The following is an 18640-nucleotide window of genomic DNA, read 5'->3' as shown; positions in this document are numbered from 1 at the left end:
ACAACATCATAATGAATTCTAAATCGCAAAAAATTGGATTGATAACCACTACATCTTATGTGGTCGGAGGCATGATTGGAGCAGGGATTTTTGTTCTCCCAGCAATTCTTGCACCCTATGGGAGTATTAGTTTTTTAGGATGGCTATTTACAGCAGTCGGAGCATTAATTTTAGCTAAAATATTTGGCAATTTTAGCAAGATAATAGGAAATAAAAGTGGTGGCCCTTATACTTATTCTAAAGCTGGGTTTGGGGATTTTATTGGTTTCTTGGTTGCTTGGGGTTATTGGATATCCATTTGGGTTAGTAATGCTGCTCTTGCCATAACAATTGTTGGTGCACTAAGTTTCTTTTTTCCGGTACTAGAAAGTGATAGTATAATTAGAGTATTAGTCGGATTGTCATTTATTTGGTTTTTCACCTGGATAAATACAAGAGGTATAAAAGAGTCTGGGAAAGTACAGGTTATTACTACGATACTAAAATTATTGCCTCTAGGGTTTGTGATTATTGCTGGTTTATTTCTTTTTGACATTAATAATTTTCCGTCTTTCAATTTAACCGGAGAAAGTAATTTTTCAATATTTCCGGTTGTAGCAGCAGCAACATTGTATGCCTTTTTAGGAATTGAATCTGCTTCTATTCCTGCAGCAAATATTAAGAACCCAGAAAAAACAATTTCTAAGGCTACACTATTAGGAACCATAATTGTTGCTATCGTTTATATATTAAGTACGTTTGTCCTTTTTGGAGTATTACCCATGGATGTCTTAGCTAATTCCCCATCACCTTTTGCAGATGCAGCAATATTAATTGGAGGAGATTTTGGTGGGTATTTTGTAGCTGGTGGGATAGCCATTTCTGCAATAGGATGCCTAAATGGGTGGGTGTTATTTACAGGACAAATACCAATGGCAGCATCTAACGATAATTTATTTCCTAAAATATTTGGTAGATTAAATAAAAAAGGAGCTCCTGCAATGGGATTAATAATCGGAAGCTCATTGACAACAGTTATAATGTTAATGAATCTATCTGATGGTCTTGTAGATCAATTTACCTTTATTGCTGAAATTGTAGTATTCTCTGCCCTGATACCTTATTTATTTGTTGCAGCCGCTTATATACTAGTTCTTATAGAAAGAAAAATTTATATAAATAGTTGGATTAAAACAGTGGTTCTTGGTATGCTTGGAATTGCCTATTCTTTATGGGCAATTTATGGGACAGGTGAACAAAGTGTATTTTATGGGTTTTTATTATTATTGATAGGAATTCCATTTTATGTAATTATGAAATGGAATCAAGGCAAAAATTAATATGAAATACACACATCATTCAGAATATTTAAAACTTCAATCTGTTTTTATTAAATCATCAAAAAATGCTTTTGTTTCTAATTATGAATTGACAAAACAATGGCAGGAACTTAATTATTTATCGTGTCCAGATTTTATTAATTCAGTGGAAGAATATAGAATTTTTGAAGCGTATTTTGCCAATAAAAATATTGAAATCCATTCTTTTCCATTTAATGAGAATGTAAAAATCGACTCTATTTATTGCAGAGATGCGTCAATTGCTACAGATTTTGGAATGATTATTTGTAACATGGGAAAGGGAGGACGAATTAATGAACCTAATTCACATTTAGAAATATATAGAGCAAATAATATTCCTGTTCTAGGAATTATAAAAGCTCCGGGAACTCTAGAAGGTGGTGATGTGGCTTGGTTAGATGAAACAACTTTGGCCGTTGGATATACCTACAGAACCAATACGGAAGGGATTACACAACTTAAAACCTTATTAGAGCCTAATGGAATAGACATTATTGTTGCCGAATTACCACATTATAAAGGAGAAAATGAGGTGTTTCATTTAATGAGCATTTTAAATCCTGTAGATAAAGATTTGGCAGTAGTTTATTCTTCTTTAATGCCAATTAAGTTTAGAGATGAACTCATTAAAAGAGATTTTAAATTTATTGAAGTACCAGATGAAGAATTTGAGTCTATGGGTTGTAATGTGTTGGCAATTGCACCAAGAAAATGCTTAATGGTTGATGGAAATCCAAAAACAAAACAGTTATTGGAACAAGCAGGATGTGAGGTTACAACCTATAAAGGAAATGATATTAGTGTAAAAGGTGGAGGTGGACCAACATGTTTAACACGACCTCTGTTGCGGTCTCACTAATTACATTTTTAAATAAAAATCTTTGGTGAGATTGATGTAGTCTTCAGTGTATTTATGCCTTGAAGTTTCTATGATTAATTCGGAATTTTTTATTTCATCTTCTTTAAAAGAGAACTCTAATAGACTTCTCTTAATTTCAGAATCCAGATTCCCCTTTACTTGGGTTAAACGATTTGGAAATAATCCAACTCTAAAACCTAAATCAATTAGGTTTTTCTCTTCTTTGAAAGGAACCACTACCGAAAAAAGTCCGTCTTCGCTCAGTAATTGAGAAACAGCATATGCTAAATGCTCAAAAGGCATCGCGTCATTAAAGCGTGCTAAATCTCTAGCATTATTATCAGTTTTATAGTCTTCTGAGTAAAATGGAGGATTGCAAATGATAAGATCGTACTTATCTTCAATTTCTTCAACAAATTCTAGAAGAGAAGCATGGTAACAAAATAAGCGATCTGCCCAAGGGGAATTTTCAAAATTCTCAGAACATTGCTCGTAAGCTTCAGCATCTATCTCTAGAGCCTCAATAGCTTCAGCATTGCTTCGTTGAGCTAGCATAAGACCTAAAACGCCTGTGCCAGCACCAATGTCTAAAACTGAAAATGGATTATTTTTTAAGGAAGTCCATGCGCCAAGTAAAACGCTATCTGTGCCAATTTTCATAGCACAACGGTCTTGGCTGATTGTAAACTCTTTAAATTGAAATGGCTTGTTCATAATATTCTTGTCATTGCGAGGACGAAGGACGTGGCAATCTCATTTTGAGATTCTTATTTGCTTCGCAAAATACTTTCAATCAAAATATATTTTGATTTCAGTAGTGCTCTGAATGACAGATTTACTCAATATATAAATCAATCAAACCTTCAGGTGTGTTGACTTCAATAGTTTTATTTATTCGATCTACTTCAACTATAAACTCATCATTCATAGGAATTAAAATTTCGATGCCATCTCTATCAATTTCAAATAAAGATTGAGCGGTAGAATCATTGATACTTTTCAAAATGCCGACTTCACCAAAATTCTCATCTTTAATTGTAAAACCGATGACCTCATGGAAATAGAATTTGTTTCCTTCAAGCTTTGGTAATAAGTCTAAGGGTAAATACAATTCGGTTTTCATTAATGCGTCAGCATCAGCTTCTGTATCGACATCTTCAAATTTTAAACGTAGTAATTCTGATTTATGCAATTGAGAGGATTGCACAAAGAAAGGAATAAGATTGCCTCTTAGATCAATGAAAATAGCATCTAAATTATCATATATATCGGGTTCATCTGTATCTAGCTTAGCAAGGAGTTCTCCTTTGAAGCTATATTTTTTTACAATTTTCCCTAAATAAAAACAATCTTCTTTTTTCAAAACAAATTTTGATTTTGTCATCCTGAACTTGTTTCAGGATCTAATTTTAATGAAATAAAAAACCCAGACGATTAAGGTCTGGGTTTAAAAGTATAAAAATAAATTTTTTATTCTTCTTCGTTAGAAGCTGCTGTCTCATCAGTTGCAACATCTTCTGCTACTTCTTCTTCAACAACTGGTGCAGCTGCAGCGATACGTGCTTCGTTTACTGCTTTTTCTGCTTCTAGTGCTTTAGCCTTTGCATCAGCATCTGCTTTAGATAAACCATCTGCTTTAGCTTGTACTTTAGCCGCTTTTTCCTCTAACCAAGCGTTGAATTTTGTTTCAGCTTGCTCTTCAGTTAAGGCTCCTTTTCTTACACCACCAGCTAAATGATGCTTTAGCATTGCTCCTTTGTAAGATAAAATTGCTTTTGCAGTATCAGTTGGTTGTGCACCGTTTTGTAACCATTGTACAGCTCCATTAACATCTAACTCGATAGTTGCAGGATTTGTGTTTGGATTGTAAGCACCTAGTTTCTCTAAGTATTTACCATCTCTTTTAGAGCGAGAATCCGCTGCTACGATCCAGTAATAAGGTTTTCCTTTTTTACCGTGTCTTTGTAATCTAATTTTTACAGGCATAATAATTAATTAGTGAGGTTCTCGACCTCTGTTATTAATGAGGGCGCAAAGATAATATATTTTTTTAATTCTTAGATGTTTTAATCCACTTTAACTGAAAGAATCTCACTTTAACTAAAAGAAGAAATCAAGATGGCTCAGTTTTAAAAATTATTATACTTTTGGTATTCTTGTTTCGTTATATTTGAACCAAGGAAAAATTATCAATTTTAAACATGAAAAAACGTATTCTCTTATCTCTTGTTTTTTTAACAATACTTAGCTGTGGCGACGAAGTGCAATTTAATACACCTGCTTTTCAAGGTGATCGCGAAAATGAACTTTGGAGAGCCAAGGCTTTTTCAGCAAGTATTGAAGCCAATGGTTTTTTAACCATAATAGGTACAAATAATATAGAAACTGTAACGCTTAGAGTGCCTTCAGTCGTTGAAACACCAGAGAATGAGCCATTTGTAGTTGGTGATGGAGGTGACAACCCTATTGAAACAATGGAGGCGGAATACATAGATGGTTTTGGTACTGTGTATTCAACAAACAATAGACCAGACGAAGATGTGTCCATTTATCCAGAACTTGGTAAGATTTGGATTGATGAAATAGATTTAACAAGAGGTACGTTTACAGGTAGATTTCAATTTTTAGCTTTTGATGCATCGGGATTAAATTCGGTTGGTTATACCAATGGTATTTTCTTCAAAGTACCTTTGGTTTCAGGGGAAATTCCTGCAAACCCAATATTATGTGATGATGTTGAAACGGCATCTAACACAGCGTTGATAGCCTATGAGGCTACTTTTGACTCAAGCATAGAATTTGTAAGTAGTACTGAGTTTGAGTCTGCATGTAATGCTTTTGTAGCTGCACTAAATACACAACGTGATTATTGTGGTGACGTAGATGGTTCTATACAAGACATAATTGATACATTAGGAAATTGTATTCTAACATGTGAGCATGCTACTGCGAACAGAGTGGAAGCTGAATTGCAATATAACGCAGCAACTATTGGTAATTATGCAGAAAAGTGCGCCCAATACCTACTATACCTTCAAGAACAAATACAGTTTTGTGGAGATGAAGATGGAAGCATACAAACAGACATAGATAACCTCAACTGCTTGGACACAGATTCTGATGGAATTCCTGATGTTTTTGAGGATTTTGATGGAGATGGTTTAATTTATGATGATACTTCGGGTGATGATAGTGATGGTGATGGTATAGCGAATTATTTAGATGCTGATGATGATGGAGACGGAATACCAACAGCAGATGAAGCTATTGATGCAAATGGAAACCCAGTTGATACTGATGGTGATGGCGATGTAGATTATTTAGATAATGACGATGATGGTGATGGCTTATTCTCAAATTTTGAAACTGGTGATACAGATGGAGATGGTGTAGATGATTATTTAGATAATGATGATGATGGAGATACTATTTTAACTATTGATGAAAATGCAGATCCAAATATAGATGGTGATCCAGCGGATGCAGTTGACGCTGATGCTAATGGTGTTCCAGACTATTTGCAAGCATAATTTAGATGAAAATATTTTAGGAAGCGCTACTCATCGAGTAGCGCTTTTTTGTTTACAAATGTTTATAACTTCATTTTATTAAAGTGCCTTTATTTCTTAATTTTAAGGCTCTTATTTTTTACACCAAAAGGACTTTATGTATTTAATATTCGATACCGAAACCACAGGTTTACCAAAACGTTGGGACGCACCAATAACTGATACAGATAATTGGCCAAGATGTATTCAAATTGCTTGGCAACTGCATGATGCAATGGGTAATTGCATTGAGCATCAAGATTATTTGGTAAAGCCAGAAGGCTTCAATATTCCCTATGATGCTGAAAAAATTCATGGCATTTCTACAGAATTAGCACAAGAACAAGGTGTATCTCTTTCAGAAGTATTAGAAAAATTTAATATCGCATTATCAAAGACCAAATTTGTAGTCGGACAAAATGTGAAGTTCGATTTGAATATTATGGGAGCCGAGTTTGTGCGCAAAGATGTCGTTAACCAATTACAAGAACTTCCTGTTTTAGATACCTGTACAGAACATACAGCAAGTTTATGTCAACTTCCTGGTGGGCGTTACGGAAAATTCAAATTACCAACATTAACAGAGTTACACCAATTTTTATTTAATAAACCTTTTGGTGAAGCACATAATGCTACAGCAGATGTTGAAGCTACGACGCGTTGTTTTTTAGAATTAATAAGACGAAAACAATACACCAAAGAACAGTTAGATGTTCAGCCAGATTATTTTGAAAATTTCACTCAAAAAAATCCTGCTGAAGTTCAACTTATTGGTCTAAAACATATTAACCTTAAGAAAGCAAGTGCTAAGATTAATGCAAGACTACAAAAGGAACAAGCAGAAGCTGTTACGACAGGAACAAATAAAGAAGCAGCTTCCCAATTGGCTGATGTTGATTTTGTTCATTTACATAACCACTCGCAGTTTTCAATACTTCAATCTACTATAAGTATTAAAGATTTAGTAGCTGCAGCTGCTAATCAAGATATGTCAGCCGTTGCATTGACGGATCATGGAAACATGATGGGAGCATTTCATTTTGTGAGCGCAGTAGGTAATCATAACAAAGGAGTTAAGGCACAACATGCTGAAGCAGAAGAAAGCGGAGAGGAAAAGAAAGGTAAAATTATTAAACCGATTATTGGTTGTGAATTTTTTGTTTGCGAAAATCATACAGACAAAACCAGAAAGGATAATGGTTACCAAATTGTGCTTCTTGCAAAGACAAAGAAAGGTTATCATAATTTAGCAAAACTATCTTCTGCAGCTTTTACTGAAGGCTTTTACTATCTGCCAAGAATTGATAGAAAACTTATTGAACACTACAAAGAAGATCTTATTTGCTTAACAGGAAACTTATATGGCGAAGTGCCAAGTAAAGTTCTAAATATTGGTGAAAATCAGGCAGAAGAAGCCTTGCTATGGTGGAAAGAAACCTTTGCTGACGACTTGTATATTGAGTTAATGCGACACGATCAAGAGGACGAAAATCGTGTGAATCCAGTATTGATTCAGTTTGCAAAAAAGCATGATGTGAAGTTGGTAGCTACAAATAACACCTACTATGTTGAACAAGAAAATGCGAACGCACACGATATTTTGCTCTGTGTAAAGGATGGTGAAAAACAAGCGACTCCAATTGGACGTGGACGTGGATATCGTTACGGTTTACCCAACCAAGAATATTATTTTAAGTCTTCGGAAGAGATGAAGGCTTTGTTTGAGGATGTACCTGAAGCGATTGTAAATATTCAAGAGGTTGTTGATAAGATAGAGCCTTATGAATTAGCTCGCGATGTATTATTACCAGCTTTTGATATTCCTGAGGAATTCAAAAAAGTAGAAGATGAAGCGGATGGAGGCAAGCGTGGTGAGAACGCATTTCTAAAACATTTGACTTTTAAAGGAGCTGAGAAACGCTATGGAGACATCACTCCAGAACTAAAAGAACGACTCGATTTTGAATTGAGTGTTATTGAAAATACTGGCTATCCTGGATACTTTTTAATCGTTGAAGATTTTATTAGAGAAGCTAGAAAAATGGATGTGTCTGTTGGACCTGGTCGTGGTTCTGCTGCTGGTTCTGTGGTTGCTTATTGTTTATGGATTACTAATATAGATCCAATTAAGTACGACTTACTTTTTGAGCGTTTCTTAAATCCAGATCGTGTGAGTATGCCAGATATCGATATCGATTTTGATGATGAAGGTCGTGGTCGTGTTATGGATTATGTGATTAATAAATATGGTTCTAATCAAGTAGCGCAGATTATCACTTACGGAACAATGGCTGCAAAATCATCGATTAGAGATACAGCCAGAGTTTTGGATCTACCTTTAAATGAAGCTGATCGTATTGCGAAGTTAATTCCCTTGATGTCTAAACTCGGAAAGATTTTTGGATTGTCTGAAAAAGAGCTGGCTAAAAAGTTTCGTGCTGAAGATTTAGAGAAAGTGAATGAGCTTTTAAATATTTCTGATGGTGAAGATTTACAGGCTGAAACGATTAATCAAGCACGAATTTTAGAAGGCTCGGTTCGTAATACAGGAATTCACGCTTGTGGAGTGATTATTACACCTGGAGATATTACCAATTATGTGCCTGTAGCTTTAGCTAAGGATTCCGATTTATACGTTACCCAATTTGATAACTCTGTAGTTGAAGATGCAGGTTTATTGAAGATGGATTTCTTGGGACTAAAAACTTTAACCTTAATTAAGGATACGGTTAAGATTGTAAAGGCTAAGCATGATATACTTCTCGATCCAGAAAACTTTCCTTTAGATGATGAGAAAACGTATGAGTTGTTTCAAAAAGGAGAAACAGTAGGCGTTTTTCAGTATGAATCTCCAGGAATGCAAAAGCACATGAAGAATCTTAAACCTACGGTTTTCGATGATTTAATTGCCATGAATGCCTTGTATCGTCCTGGTCCTATGGAATATATACCAAGTTTTATTAGCCGTAAACATGGTGATGAAGAGATTGTGTATGATTTACCAGAAATGGAAGAATACCTTAAGGAGACTTATGGGATTACCGTTTACCAAGAGCAAGTAATGCTTTTGTCTCAGAAGTTAGCAGATTTTACAAAAGGTGAAGCCGATGTTTTGAGAAAAGCCATGGGTAAAAAACAGATTGCGGTTTTAGATAAGATGAAGCCTAAATTTATTGAGCAAGCTGGTGCAAAAGGATTAGACAAGGAGAAACTAGAAAAAATTTGGAAGGATTGGGAAGCTTTTGCAAGTTATGCCTTTAATAAATCACACTCTACGTGTTATGCTTGGATTGCCTACCAAACGGCATACTTAAAAGCACATTATCCAGCAGAATATATGGCTGCGGTGCTTTCTAATAATATGAATGATATTAAATCTGTGACCTTCTTTATGGAAGAATGTAAGCGTATGCGTTTGCCAGTTTTAGGTCCAGATGTTAATGAGAGTTATTACAAGTTTTCGGTAAATAAAGACAATGCTGTACGTTTCGGAATGGGAGCTATAAAAGGTGTTGGTCACGGAGCTGTAAAAACGATTGTTGAAGGTCGAAAAGAAGACGGAAATTATAAATCTATTTTTGACTTTGCTAAGCGTATAGATTTGCGTGCGGCTAATAAAAAAGCATTCGAAGGACTTGCAAATGCTGGAGGTTTTGATTGTTGGTCAGATACACACAGAGCACAATACTTTGCACACGATGGAGATGGTATTACATTTTTAGAAAAAGCCGTTAAGTATGGTGCCAAACACCAAGAGAATGAAAATTCGGCTCAAGTCAGTTTATTTGGCGCAGCAAGCGATGTGCAGATTGCAGAACCACTAGTGCCTCCATGCGAAGATTGGGGAACTATGGAAAAGTTGTCGAGAGAAAAAGAAGTCGTTGGTATTTATATTTCTGGTCATCCATTAGATGATTTTAAAATTGAAATGAAGACGTTTTGTAATGGTACAATTTCAGATTTTAGTGATTTAGAAAAGGTGCTGAATAGAGAAGTTACTTTTGGTGGTGTGGTTACAGATGTACAGCATCGTGTGAGTAAACAAGGTAAAGGTTGGGCATTATTTACTGTAGAAGATTATACAGACAGCCACGAGTTTAGAATCTTTGGAGAAGACTATTTAAAGTTTAGACACTTCTTTGTCATCAATTCTTTTGTTTACGTCAGAGCCTTTGTTAAAGAAGGTTGGGTAAATAGAGATACAGGTAAAAAAGGTGATCCTAGAATTCAGTTTAATAGTTTTCAGTTGTTGCACGATGTTATGGATACTTATGCTAAAAAATTATCGATACAATTGAATATAGATACTTTAGCTGAAGGTAAAATTTCTGCGTTATATGATTTATTACGAATCCATGAAGGTAGTAATACACTGAATTTTGTGGTTTATGACAATAAGGAAAAACTAAAAGTGCAAATGCCTAGTCGAAAAAATAAGGTTAAAATTTCTCAGGAGCTTTTGGATGGCTTGAAAGCGCAGGATGTTAGGTATAAGTTGAATTAACTAAATATGAATAAAAGAGATTATTATTCGGTACGTACTGGAAAAATCAAGCCGAATGAAATAATCGACTTGAAAATTTTAAAAAACCTATTTCTTATTATTTATCGAAAACTTGAAGACGACGGATACTACCAAAGATATTTCGGATATTATTGTGAAGATCAAGGAGAAGTCGCTGGAGAATTAGGTATTGATTTGGACTCTGTACTTTTCATACATCTCAAAAAAGAAAACCTTTATCCAGTACATTCCAAAATTGAGAATTATAGCGAGGACGATTTTTTTGACGTTTTGGAATTTCTTTACGATTACTGCTCAAAGCCAATTGACGGTTATTATCATCAGCACAATGGTTGTGGTTATCACTACGAAGAATTCAATGATAAAGAAGGTCAACAGTATTTTCGTTCTCAAATAAACCCAATTCTGAAAGATTTTGCAGGTGGATTTGAAATATCAGACGAAGGAGAGATTTTACAACTTGCAGATTCTGGTCTATCTCATCTTTTTGATGCAGATGTTCCGACAAATGATAGCGAAAACATTGAGAGTAAAATTAATAAGGCTGTATTAAAGTTTAGAAGATACAAATCTACAATGGAAGATAGACAAGAAGCTATTCGTGACCTTGTAGATGTTCTTGAGTTTTTAAGACCAAAAGCAAAAGAGTTTCTGGAAAGTAAGGACGAATCGGACTTATTTAATATTGCAAATAATTATGGTATTCGACACCACAACGACAAACAGAAATCTAATTATGATAAAGCAATTTGGCATAGTTGGATGTTTTACCATTATTTATCAACGATACACGCATTATTGCGAATAATCAAAAAACGGGATAAATAACTGTGTGAAACAAAGTACATAAAAAATAACGCAAGCATTTGCTAACACGAAGGTTTGTGCATTTTGGAAAGTCGTCAAATTTTAAATTTGACAAATTTCTAAAAATAAAATAATTAGTAAAATTTAAAAATTCGGCTTGTGTATAATCCGAAAAACTAATGCCATTTCTCAGCCCTACTTTTCATATACGTGACCATTGTACACATTATTATGGATAAGGTTAATTAAATAAAAAAGTAAATGTATCTCACAATTATCATCGGAACTGAAGACACAAATATTATCGAAATAGTATTATCCATTTGTGCAATAATGAGCTTATTTTAAGCATAAATGTTTTAAATGAGGGTTTTGGTCCAGCAGTAATTAAATCAATAAAATTTAGAATAGATGATACTTCAATAGATGCTATTGAATTTGATGAAATGATCAAAGAAAAATTTGGATCAAATAATCAAATTAAACAAGCATCTGTATTACATACTTTTAGTATTATTCCATTAAGTGCTGGAAAAGAAATGAACGTAATAAACTGCCATTTTAGAACAAATATTATTAAAAGCTCTCTTGAAGAGTTTTTAAAAACAGTAAGAATCCAAATTAAATATCAAAATATTTATAAAGAAAAGAAGGCTTACAAAGAGTATATAATTGCTTAATTATACCTTGTATAACAACGTTAAAAGGCAATTCTTAAATTATTAAAAATTAAACCTTCTTACCATCCAAATAGTCACCTAAATTATCCAAAGAATCATCCCAAAACTGAGAATAAAATTGCATCCATTTGTTGACTTCCTTTAAAGGTTTTGGATCTGCAAAGCAGAAACGATTTCGGCCTTGTTCGTCCATTTTTACCAGCCCAGCATCATTTAATATCTTAATGTGTTTGGTTACACCTTGTCTGGTCATTTCAAACTGATTTGAGATTTGAGTAATAGACAATGCTGAGGTTGCAATCACTAAGGCGTGAAAAATATCACGCCTTGTAGGATCTGCAATGGCTTTAAATAGTTTGGTGATATTATCTTGCATTAACTTCTTCTTTTAAATAGTTAGTTAAACCATTAATGCAATTATCCCAACCTCCGTTAAAACTTTCGAACATGGCAATGGCAGTTTCGCCAGCATAGTTTTCGATACCAGAATGTTCTAAAGATAGTTTTGTAGAATTACCTAGGTCTTCTAATGTCCAAGTAACGGTTGTTTCTACTTTTGTATCGGCAACAATCCAAGTATAAACTAATACATAAGGACTGGCTTCTTTTACGGTTCCACTTATTACTGTACATCCTTTTTCGTTAGGCTCTGACTTAAAAGTGTAGTTGAATCCTTTTTCGGCTTTAAAATCTGCTTTAATAAACCAAGTTGAAATTTCTTCGGCTTTTGTAATGGCATTCCAGATTTGATCTATTGGATGATTAAATACCTTTTCTTTTGTGATTGTTTTGTTCATAATGTTCGTTTTATAAATTTATACGCAACTTTGTGGTTGCTAAATTACGTAAATATATTTAATGTGCAACTAAAAAGCTGCCTAATTAGATTTCAGCTTGCGCAAAGGATGGAAATGGCATCCTTTTTTGTCATTAAAAGCAAAAAAGATATAATGGACAGCCTGACCCTTTGGTTGCGCCCAAAAAACGAATATATATTTCGCGAATGGTGTTATAATCAAATCAAATACTGCCAATGTAAGGTTTGGCAAAATTTTTGACTAATTTTGTGTATTAAACAGAAGTAGAATACAATTAAAAATAAATATTATGGCATTAGAAATAACAGATGCAACATTTGAAGAAACAGTATTAAAGAGTGATAAACCAGTAGTAGTTGACTTTTGGGCAGCTTGGTGTGGACCTTGTCGTATGGTTGGACCAATCATTGATGAGATTAGCACAGAGTACGAAGGAAAAGCTGTTGTAGGTAAAGTAGATGTAGATGCAAACCAAGAATTTGCAGCTAAATATGGTGTTCGAAACATCCCAACGGTTTTAGTTTTTAAAGATGGAGAAGTAGTAGGTCGCCAAGTAGGAGTAGCTCCTAAGAAAGCTTATTCTGATGCTATCGACGCACTTTTATAGATAATACTCATAGAACTTATTTAAACCTTATAAATTCGCTGAAAAAGCATACTTTTTCACCCACTTTTCACCTTTTTTTTCCTTCCGTAGCAAAGCTATGCAACTCAAAAAAGATTTCAATTGGTCAAAAAATTACTGATTTTCGCTAAAATCTATAAAGTTTAAACAAATTCTAAAAGAAATGATAAAAGGTTTGCCTATACGGCAAACCTTTTTTAGTTTCGGTAACTCATGGAATTACAGTTAGAACTTAATAAAGCAGGCGGTTTTAAAAACCTAGAATTACTAGCTAAGCAGGTGGTTGAAGGTTTTATTGCTGGTATGCATAAAAGTCCGTTTCATGGATTTTCTGCTGAGTTTGCTGAACATAAAATTTATAATCAAGGAGAAAGCACAAAACATATTGATTGGAAACTGTTTGCTAAGACAGATCGATTATATACGAAACGTTATGATGAGGAAACCAATCTAAGATGTCATCTCATTGTAGATAATAGCAGTTCTATGCATTATCCTGAATCTACTGGTACTAGTATTACAAATCTTAATAAGATTGCGTTTTCGGCTTTAGCAAGTGCATCATTGATGCATATATTAAAGAAACAACGTGATGCTGTTGGTTTGAGTATTTATAGTGATACTTATGATTTTTACTCACCCGAAAAAGGAAGTGAGCGTCATCACCACATGTTACTTAATAAATTGAGTGAGGCAGTTGTCGCTAAACCAGAATCTAAAACTACAGAAACGTATAGGTACTTGCATCAAATTGCTGAAAAGGTTCATAGAAGATCTTTGATTTTTTTGTTTACAGATATGTTTCAAACTTCTGAGGATGATGAAAAGCTATTTGAAGCACTGAGACATTTAAAACATAATAAACATGAGGTTGTTTTATTTCATGTATTTGATAAAGCAAAAGAACTCACGTTTGATTTTGATAACAGACCGAAGCGTTTTATAGATGTTGAAACAGGTGAGTACATTAATTTGTATGCGGATAACATTAAAGATAACTACGAAAAAGCTGTAAAAGCGTACTTTAATAACTTAAGATTAAAGTGTGGACAATATAAAATAAAGTATGTAGAAGCTGACATTAATGCCGGTTTTAATCAGATACTAACAACGTATATGATAGAGCGCCAAAAATTTGTATAAATAAATCTCTAATTTTTCTAAATTTAGTTTGCGGAATTAAAAATGCAATGTATATTTGCCCTCGCAATTATGCAACGGTCTGGTAGTTCAGTTGGTTAGAATGTCGCCCTGTCACGGCGAAGGTCGCGGGTTCGAGTCCCGTCCAGACCGCTAAAATTGCAAAAAGAAGCTTCAAGAAATTGAGGCTTTTTTTGAAGCAATGGTAAAATGTTGTGTTGTGCTCAGAGTAAAATCTGAGACGTAGTAATATCAAAGTTTCTTTGATATTCCAATGAAAGGCTTTCCTTTTTTCTGAATAAGAAGATTGGGATGCTTTTTTGTTTTAGGACAACAGCAGTCTTATTAAATCGTTAATTCTTCAAAATAAGGTGTCTTAATTAAGGAAGATTAACATACCTTAAAAAGAAAAAAGAGATTCTGCAAAATTATTTTCTGAACCTGATAACTGTAATAGGCTGTAACAATGTATTGAATTGCCACATAGAGGCATCGTTATAATAATACACTATTAAGTCTGATTAAGACAAAACTTAGTCAGGCTTTTTTATTTCTACAGGTTAATAAAACCAATTTTAATGTGGAAGACATTTATATGCAGTACAAAGCAAAGCCTCTTAAAAAAAAGAGCTGTTTTTTAAAACTTTTATTAATCTGTGTGAACTTTTTTGTTGACTAAGATTCTATTCTTTTTTTTTAAAATTTGTTACTGATGTCTTTTTGAATTATCTTAAAGGTTTTGAACGCAAAATTTGTTTTTTGTTATAAGCAAAGCATTAAATATTTAGCTTTTATTTTAAGAAAAGTATGTATTTGAAAACAATTTATATTAACGCATGAATATATATACTACTATACTAATTGAGTTTTTATTTCTTTCGGCAAGTATTCTGCTATTATTTAGATTTAGATCAAAATTAGGTTTAGCTCCTTTGTATATTTTACTTGGTGCCATACAATATCTTCAAGCTTTTTCTAACACTTTTATAAGTTTTGAAATTTTAGGTGAATATACAATTTACCCAAGCCCAATAATTATCTTTTCTGGGGTATTGTTTGCCGTATTATTAATTTATATTAAAGAAGGTGTTGCAAGTGCAAGAACGCTCATTGTTGGAATAATAATTTCAAATTTTTTATTATCTGTTTTTTCTGGAATTGCATATTTACAAGGAAGTTTTTTAGAGCTAATCAATGAAAATTCAACAAAACCTATTTTTAGTATAGACTATAAATATTTTATTACAGGGACTTTAATCTTATTATTAGACTTTATTTTACTGGTTATTTTATATCAATTTTTAATCACTAAAATAAAAAAGCTATATTTCTTTTTAATTCTTTTTTTATCACTAGAATCGGTTTTAATTTTCGATTCTTTAGTTTTTAATTTAATACTTAAATATAATGATCCTGAGTTTATTACGGCATTAATAGGGCATATTATTGGAAAAACTCTTGCAACTTTTATTTTTTCGTTAATACTTTATATTTATCTAAAACATATAGATAAAGAGAAAAAAGGTATAAGTTTTATTGCAAATCAAAACAAGGATATTTTTTCTATACTTAGATATAGAGTGAAATATAAAAACCTTAAAATTAGAAAAGAGCAAGTAGAGAAAAAATTAGTTTCTCAATTAGAAGCTACATTAAATAATATTTCTGATGGTTTTGTGTCTTTAGATACAAATTGGTGCTATACGTATGTAAATATTAAAGCAGGTGAATTTTTAGGAAGAGCACCAGAAAGTTTAATTGGAAAACACATTTGGACCGAATTCCCAGAAGGTGTTGGACTTCCTTTTTATAACGTATATTATAAAGCAGTAGAAACGCAAAAAACGCAATATTTTATAGAGTATTATGAGCCGTTTGGCAAATGGTTTGAAAATAGAATTTACCCATCTTCAGATGGCTTAACTATTTATTTCACAGACATTACCGAAAGGAAAGAAGCAGAAAAAAACAATCAAATGTTACTTTCTTTAATTGAGACTAGTGACGATTTTATTGGGTTAGCATCCTTAGAAGGCAAACCTATTTATTTAAATGCATTGGGAAATAAAATGGTAGGTTTAGAGGTCGATGAAGAATTACCTACTAATATAGCCGGTTTTTTTCCAGAAGATTATCTCGATACTATAGTAAATGTACACATGCCTAATATTTTTAATAAAGGCAAATGGAATGGCGAGGCACAATTTAAAAATTTAAAAACTGGCGGTTTAATCCCCATAGAAATGTCGGGTTTTTTAATAAAAGATAGTATTTCTAATAAACCTTTAGCTTTAGGTGTTGTAGCAACAAATATTACAAAACGTAAGGCTGCCGAATCGCTTTTAATAAAAAGTGAAAAGTATCTCGATAATATCATAAATAATGTTGGAGACCCAATATTTGTAAAAGACGACCAGAGCAGATTACTCTTAGTAAATGAAGCTTTTTGTAAAATATTTAATCTTACAAGAGCAGATGTAATTGGCAAAACACTTGCTGAAGATGTAACACCAGAAGAGCGGGAAAGTTTTTTAAGGATTGATAAACAGGTGCTATCTACAGGTGTCGAAAACATCAATGAAGAGAGCCTTACAGTTAGAGGAGAAGAAACGCGAATAATTTCTACTAAAAAAACCAGATTTATTGATGACGATGCCAATACGTATTTAATTGGAATTATAAGAGATATTACTGAACGTAAAAAAACAGAAGATGAAATCACAAAATATAAAAACCATCTCGAAGAATTGGTAGAATTAAGAACAAACCAATTAGCAAAAGAGACCATAAGAGCACAATCTGCAGATTTAATGAAATCTGCGTTTTTAGCAACCATGTCACACGAATTAAGAACACCCATGAATTCAATCATTGGTTTTACTGGTATTCTTTTAAAAGAGTTTGCAGGGCCTATAAATGAAGAACAGAAAAAACAACTATCTATGGTTAAAAATAGTGGGCAACATTTATTAGGATTAATTAACGACGTTTTAGATATCTCTAAAATTGAAGCTGGTAAATTAAAAGTATCTAAGTCTCCGTTTAGTTACTTAACTACATTAGAAAAAACAATAGAGTTTTTGTCACCTCAAGCAATTAAAAAGGGACTTCAAATAAGTTTGGAGTATTCTGCAACAAAAGTGATATTAAATAGTGATGAAAGAAGAGTAGAACAAGTATTATTAAATTTAATTTCAAACGCTATCAAATTTTCAAATCACGGCACTATATTGGTAAAAGTAGATCGTAATAATAATGTGCTAACAACTCAAATTATCGATCAAGGTATTGGTGTAAGTAAAAAAGACCTAAATAAGTTATTTATGCCTTTTATACAATTACATAATGGATTAAGTAGAAAGCATGATGGTACAGGCCTAGGATTATCAATTTGTAAAAATTTAATAGAAAAATTAGGAGGAACAATTACAGTAACAAGTAAAATAGGTGTAGGAAGCAATTTTACATTTAATTTACCGCTAGAACAAGTTGATAATAAATAGCTTATAAAAAAGTAATAAATTTTATGAGAACATTTTATTATATTTAATACATAACTCAACACCATTGAATACCTATGAAACAAACTATATTAATAATTGAAGATAATGAACAAAACATGTATATGTTATCTTATTTATTGAGTCAAAATAATTATAATATAATTAAAGCATATAATGGAAAAGAGGGCTTAAAGATGGCACATGATAATCATCCAGAAATTATATTAATAGATATTCAATTACCAGATATGGATGGTTACGAAATATGTAATAAATTAAGTCACAATGGCTTGCCTAAAAGCACAACAATTATTGCCGTGACCTCATACGCCATGGGTGGAGATAAAGAAAAAGCATTAGAGGCTGGTGCAGATGGCTATTTGGAGAAACCAATAGATCCTGAAACTTTTGTTAATCAAATGAGAAGCATTATTAATGAAAAGAAAAATGATTAAAAAAACTATTTTAATAGTAGATGATACGTTTGAAAACTTATACCTACTTAAAGTAATTCTTGAAGAAGAAGGGTATCATGTTATTGAAGCTAATGATGGTAGTGAAGGGCTCAACAAACTATACGAGAACAACAATGTAGATCTTATTATATCAGATATTTTAATGCCTATTATGGATGGGTTTATGTTTTGTCAAGCCTGCAAAGAGGAAAAATTATTTGAACATATTCCATTTGTTTTTTATACCTCAACATATACAGAGAAATTAGATGAAGACTTTGCCTTAAAACTAGGAGCCGCTCAGTTTTTAAGAAAACCAATTGATCATGATGAGTTAATA

16 protein-coding genes and 1 tRNA gene are annotated in these 18640 nt (G+C 32.8%); 12 read left to right on the top strand and 5 right to left on the bottom strand.

Going from position 1 to position 18640, the window contains the following annotated elements:
- Window positions 1-11: 11 nt before the first annotated feature.
- On the top strand, window positions 12-1319 hold the full coding sequence (locus AAC053_RS00465) for an amino acid permease (protein WP_339751458.1): 1308 nt from the start codon (window positions 12-14) through the stop codon (window positions 1317-1319).
- A 1-nt stretch (window position 1320) separates the two neighbouring features.
- Window positions 1321-2199, top strand: coding sequence for an arginine deiminase family protein (locus tag AAC053_RS00460; RefSeq protein ID WP_339751455.1), 879 nt, complete (start codon window positions 1321-1323; stop codon window positions 2197-2199).
- Here AAC053_RS00460 and AAC053_RS00455 read toward each other — a convergent pair whose 3' ends face one another.
- From AAC053_RS00455 to AAC053_RS00445, 3 genes are all read right to left on the bottom strand, one after another.
- Window positions 2200-2913, bottom strand: a complete 714-nt coding sequence (locus AAC053_RS00455) for a methyltransferase (RefSeq protein WP_339751453.1) — start codon at window positions 2911-2913, stop codon at window positions 2200-2202. It abuts the gene before it with no gap.
- A gap of 121 nt (window positions 2914-3034) precedes the next feature.
- Window positions 3035-3562, bottom strand: a complete 528-nt coding sequence (rimM, locus tag AAC053_RS00450) for a ribosome maturation factor RimM (protein WP_339751607.1) — start codon at window positions 3560-3562, stop codon at window positions 3035-3037.
- A gap of 107 nt (window positions 3563-3669) precedes the next feature.
- Window positions 3670-4185, bottom strand: a complete 516-nt coding sequence (locus tag AAC053_RS00445; protein WP_339751451.1) for a 30S ribosomal protein S16 — start codon at window positions 4183-4185, stop codon at window positions 3670-3672.
- 215 nt (window positions 4186-4400) lie between these two features.
- Here AAC053_RS00445 and AAC053_RS00440 point away from each other — a divergent pair, with 215 nt between their 5' ends.
- The 4 genes from AAC053_RS00440 (at window position 4401) to AAC053_RS00425 (ending at window position 11759) form a co-directional block, all read left to right on the top strand.
- Complete coding sequence (locus AAC053_RS00440) at window positions 4401-5729, top strand: DUF6252 family protein (RefSeq protein ID WP_339751448.1); 1329 nt, start codon at window positions 4401-4403, stop codon at window positions 5727-5729.
- Window positions 5730-5865: 136 nt separating this feature from the next.
- Window positions 5866-10251 carry a DNA polymerase III subunit alpha gene (gene dnaE / locus AAC053_RS00435; RefSeq protein WP_339751446.1) on the top strand — a complete coding sequence of 1462 codons (4386 nt, stop codon included), beginning with the start codon at window positions 5866-5868 and terminating at the stop codon, window positions 10249-10251.
- Window positions 10252-10320: 69 nt separating this feature from the next.
- Window positions 10321-11100, top strand: a complete 780-nt coding sequence (locus tag AAC053_RS00430; RefSeq protein WP_339751443.1) for a hypothetical protein — start codon at window positions 10321-10323, stop codon at window positions 11098-11100.
- 302 nt (window positions 11101-11402) lie between these two features.
- Window positions 11403-11759 carry a hypothetical protein gene (locus AAC053_RS00425; RefSeq protein WP_339751441.1) on the top strand — a complete coding sequence of 119 codons (357 nt, stop codon included), beginning with the start codon at window positions 11403-11405 and terminating at the stop codon, window positions 11757-11759.
- A gap of 49 nt (window positions 11760-11808) precedes the next feature.
- On the opposite strand, the gene AAC053_RS00420 is transcribed toward AAC053_RS00425, so the two are convergent.
- Together AAC053_RS00420 and AAC053_RS00415 are read right to left on the bottom strand one after the other, a co-directional pair.
- A complete protein-coding gene (locus AAC053_RS00420) occupies window positions 11809-12135 on the bottom strand; it encodes a metalloregulator ArsR/SmtB family transcription factor (RefSeq protein ID WP_339751438.1) in 327 nt (108 codons plus the stop codon).
- Window positions 12125-12556: an SRPBCC domain-containing protein gene (locus tag AAC053_RS00415; RefSeq protein ID WP_339751435.1), complete on the bottom strand. Its 432-nt coding sequence runs from the start codon at window positions 12554-12556 to the stop codon at window positions 12125-12127. Before AAC053_RS00415 ends, AAC053_RS00420 begins: the two co-directional genes overlap by 11 nt.
- Window positions 12557-12866: 310 nt before the next feature.
- Here AAC053_RS00415 and trxA point away from each other — a divergent pair, with 310 nt between their 5' ends.
- From trxA to AAC053_RS00385, 6 genes are all read left to right on the top strand, one after another.
- On the top strand, window positions 12867-13184 hold the full coding sequence (trxA, locus tag AAC053_RS00410; RefSeq protein ID WP_339751433.1) for a thioredoxin: 318 nt from the start codon (window positions 12867-12869) through the stop codon (window positions 13182-13184).
- 231 nt (window positions 13185-13415) lie between these two features.
- Window positions 13416-14345, top strand: a complete 930-nt coding sequence (locus tag AAC053_RS00405; protein WP_339751430.1) for a DUF58 domain-containing protein — start codon at window positions 13416-13418, stop codon at window positions 14343-14345.
- 76 nt (window positions 14346-14421) lie between these two features.
- Window positions 14422-14495, top strand: a tRNA-Asp gene (locus AAC053_RS00400).
- Between the two features lie 683 nt (window positions 14496-15178).
- A complete protein-coding gene (locus AAC053_RS00395; protein WP_339751428.1) occupies window positions 15179-17845 on the top strand; it encodes a PAS domain S-box protein in 2667 nt (888 codons plus the stop codon).
- A gap of 74 nt (window positions 17846-17919) precedes the next feature.
- The gene (locus AAC053_RS00390; protein ID WP_339751425.1) at window positions 17920-18300 is read left to right on the top strand and encodes a response regulator; all 381 of its coding nucleotides are present in this window, start codon (window positions 17920-17922) and stop codon (window positions 18298-18300) included.
- The coding region (locus tag AAC053_RS00385) for a response regulator (RefSeq protein ID WP_339751422.1) at window positions 18293-18640 on the top strand (348 nt) is incomplete at its 3' end. The genes AAC053_RS00390 and AAC053_RS00385, both read left to right, overlap by 8 nt.

Origin of the sequence: uncultured Winogradskyella sp. (assembly GCF_963975125.1) — a bacterium.
Taxonomy (GTDB): domain Bacteria; phylum Bacteroidota; class Bacteroidia; order Flavobacteriales; family Flavobacteriaceae; genus Winogradskyella.
The sequence above is the reverse complement of the archived record's forward strand: the minus strand, read 5'-3'. Positions and strand labels throughout refer to the sequence as shown.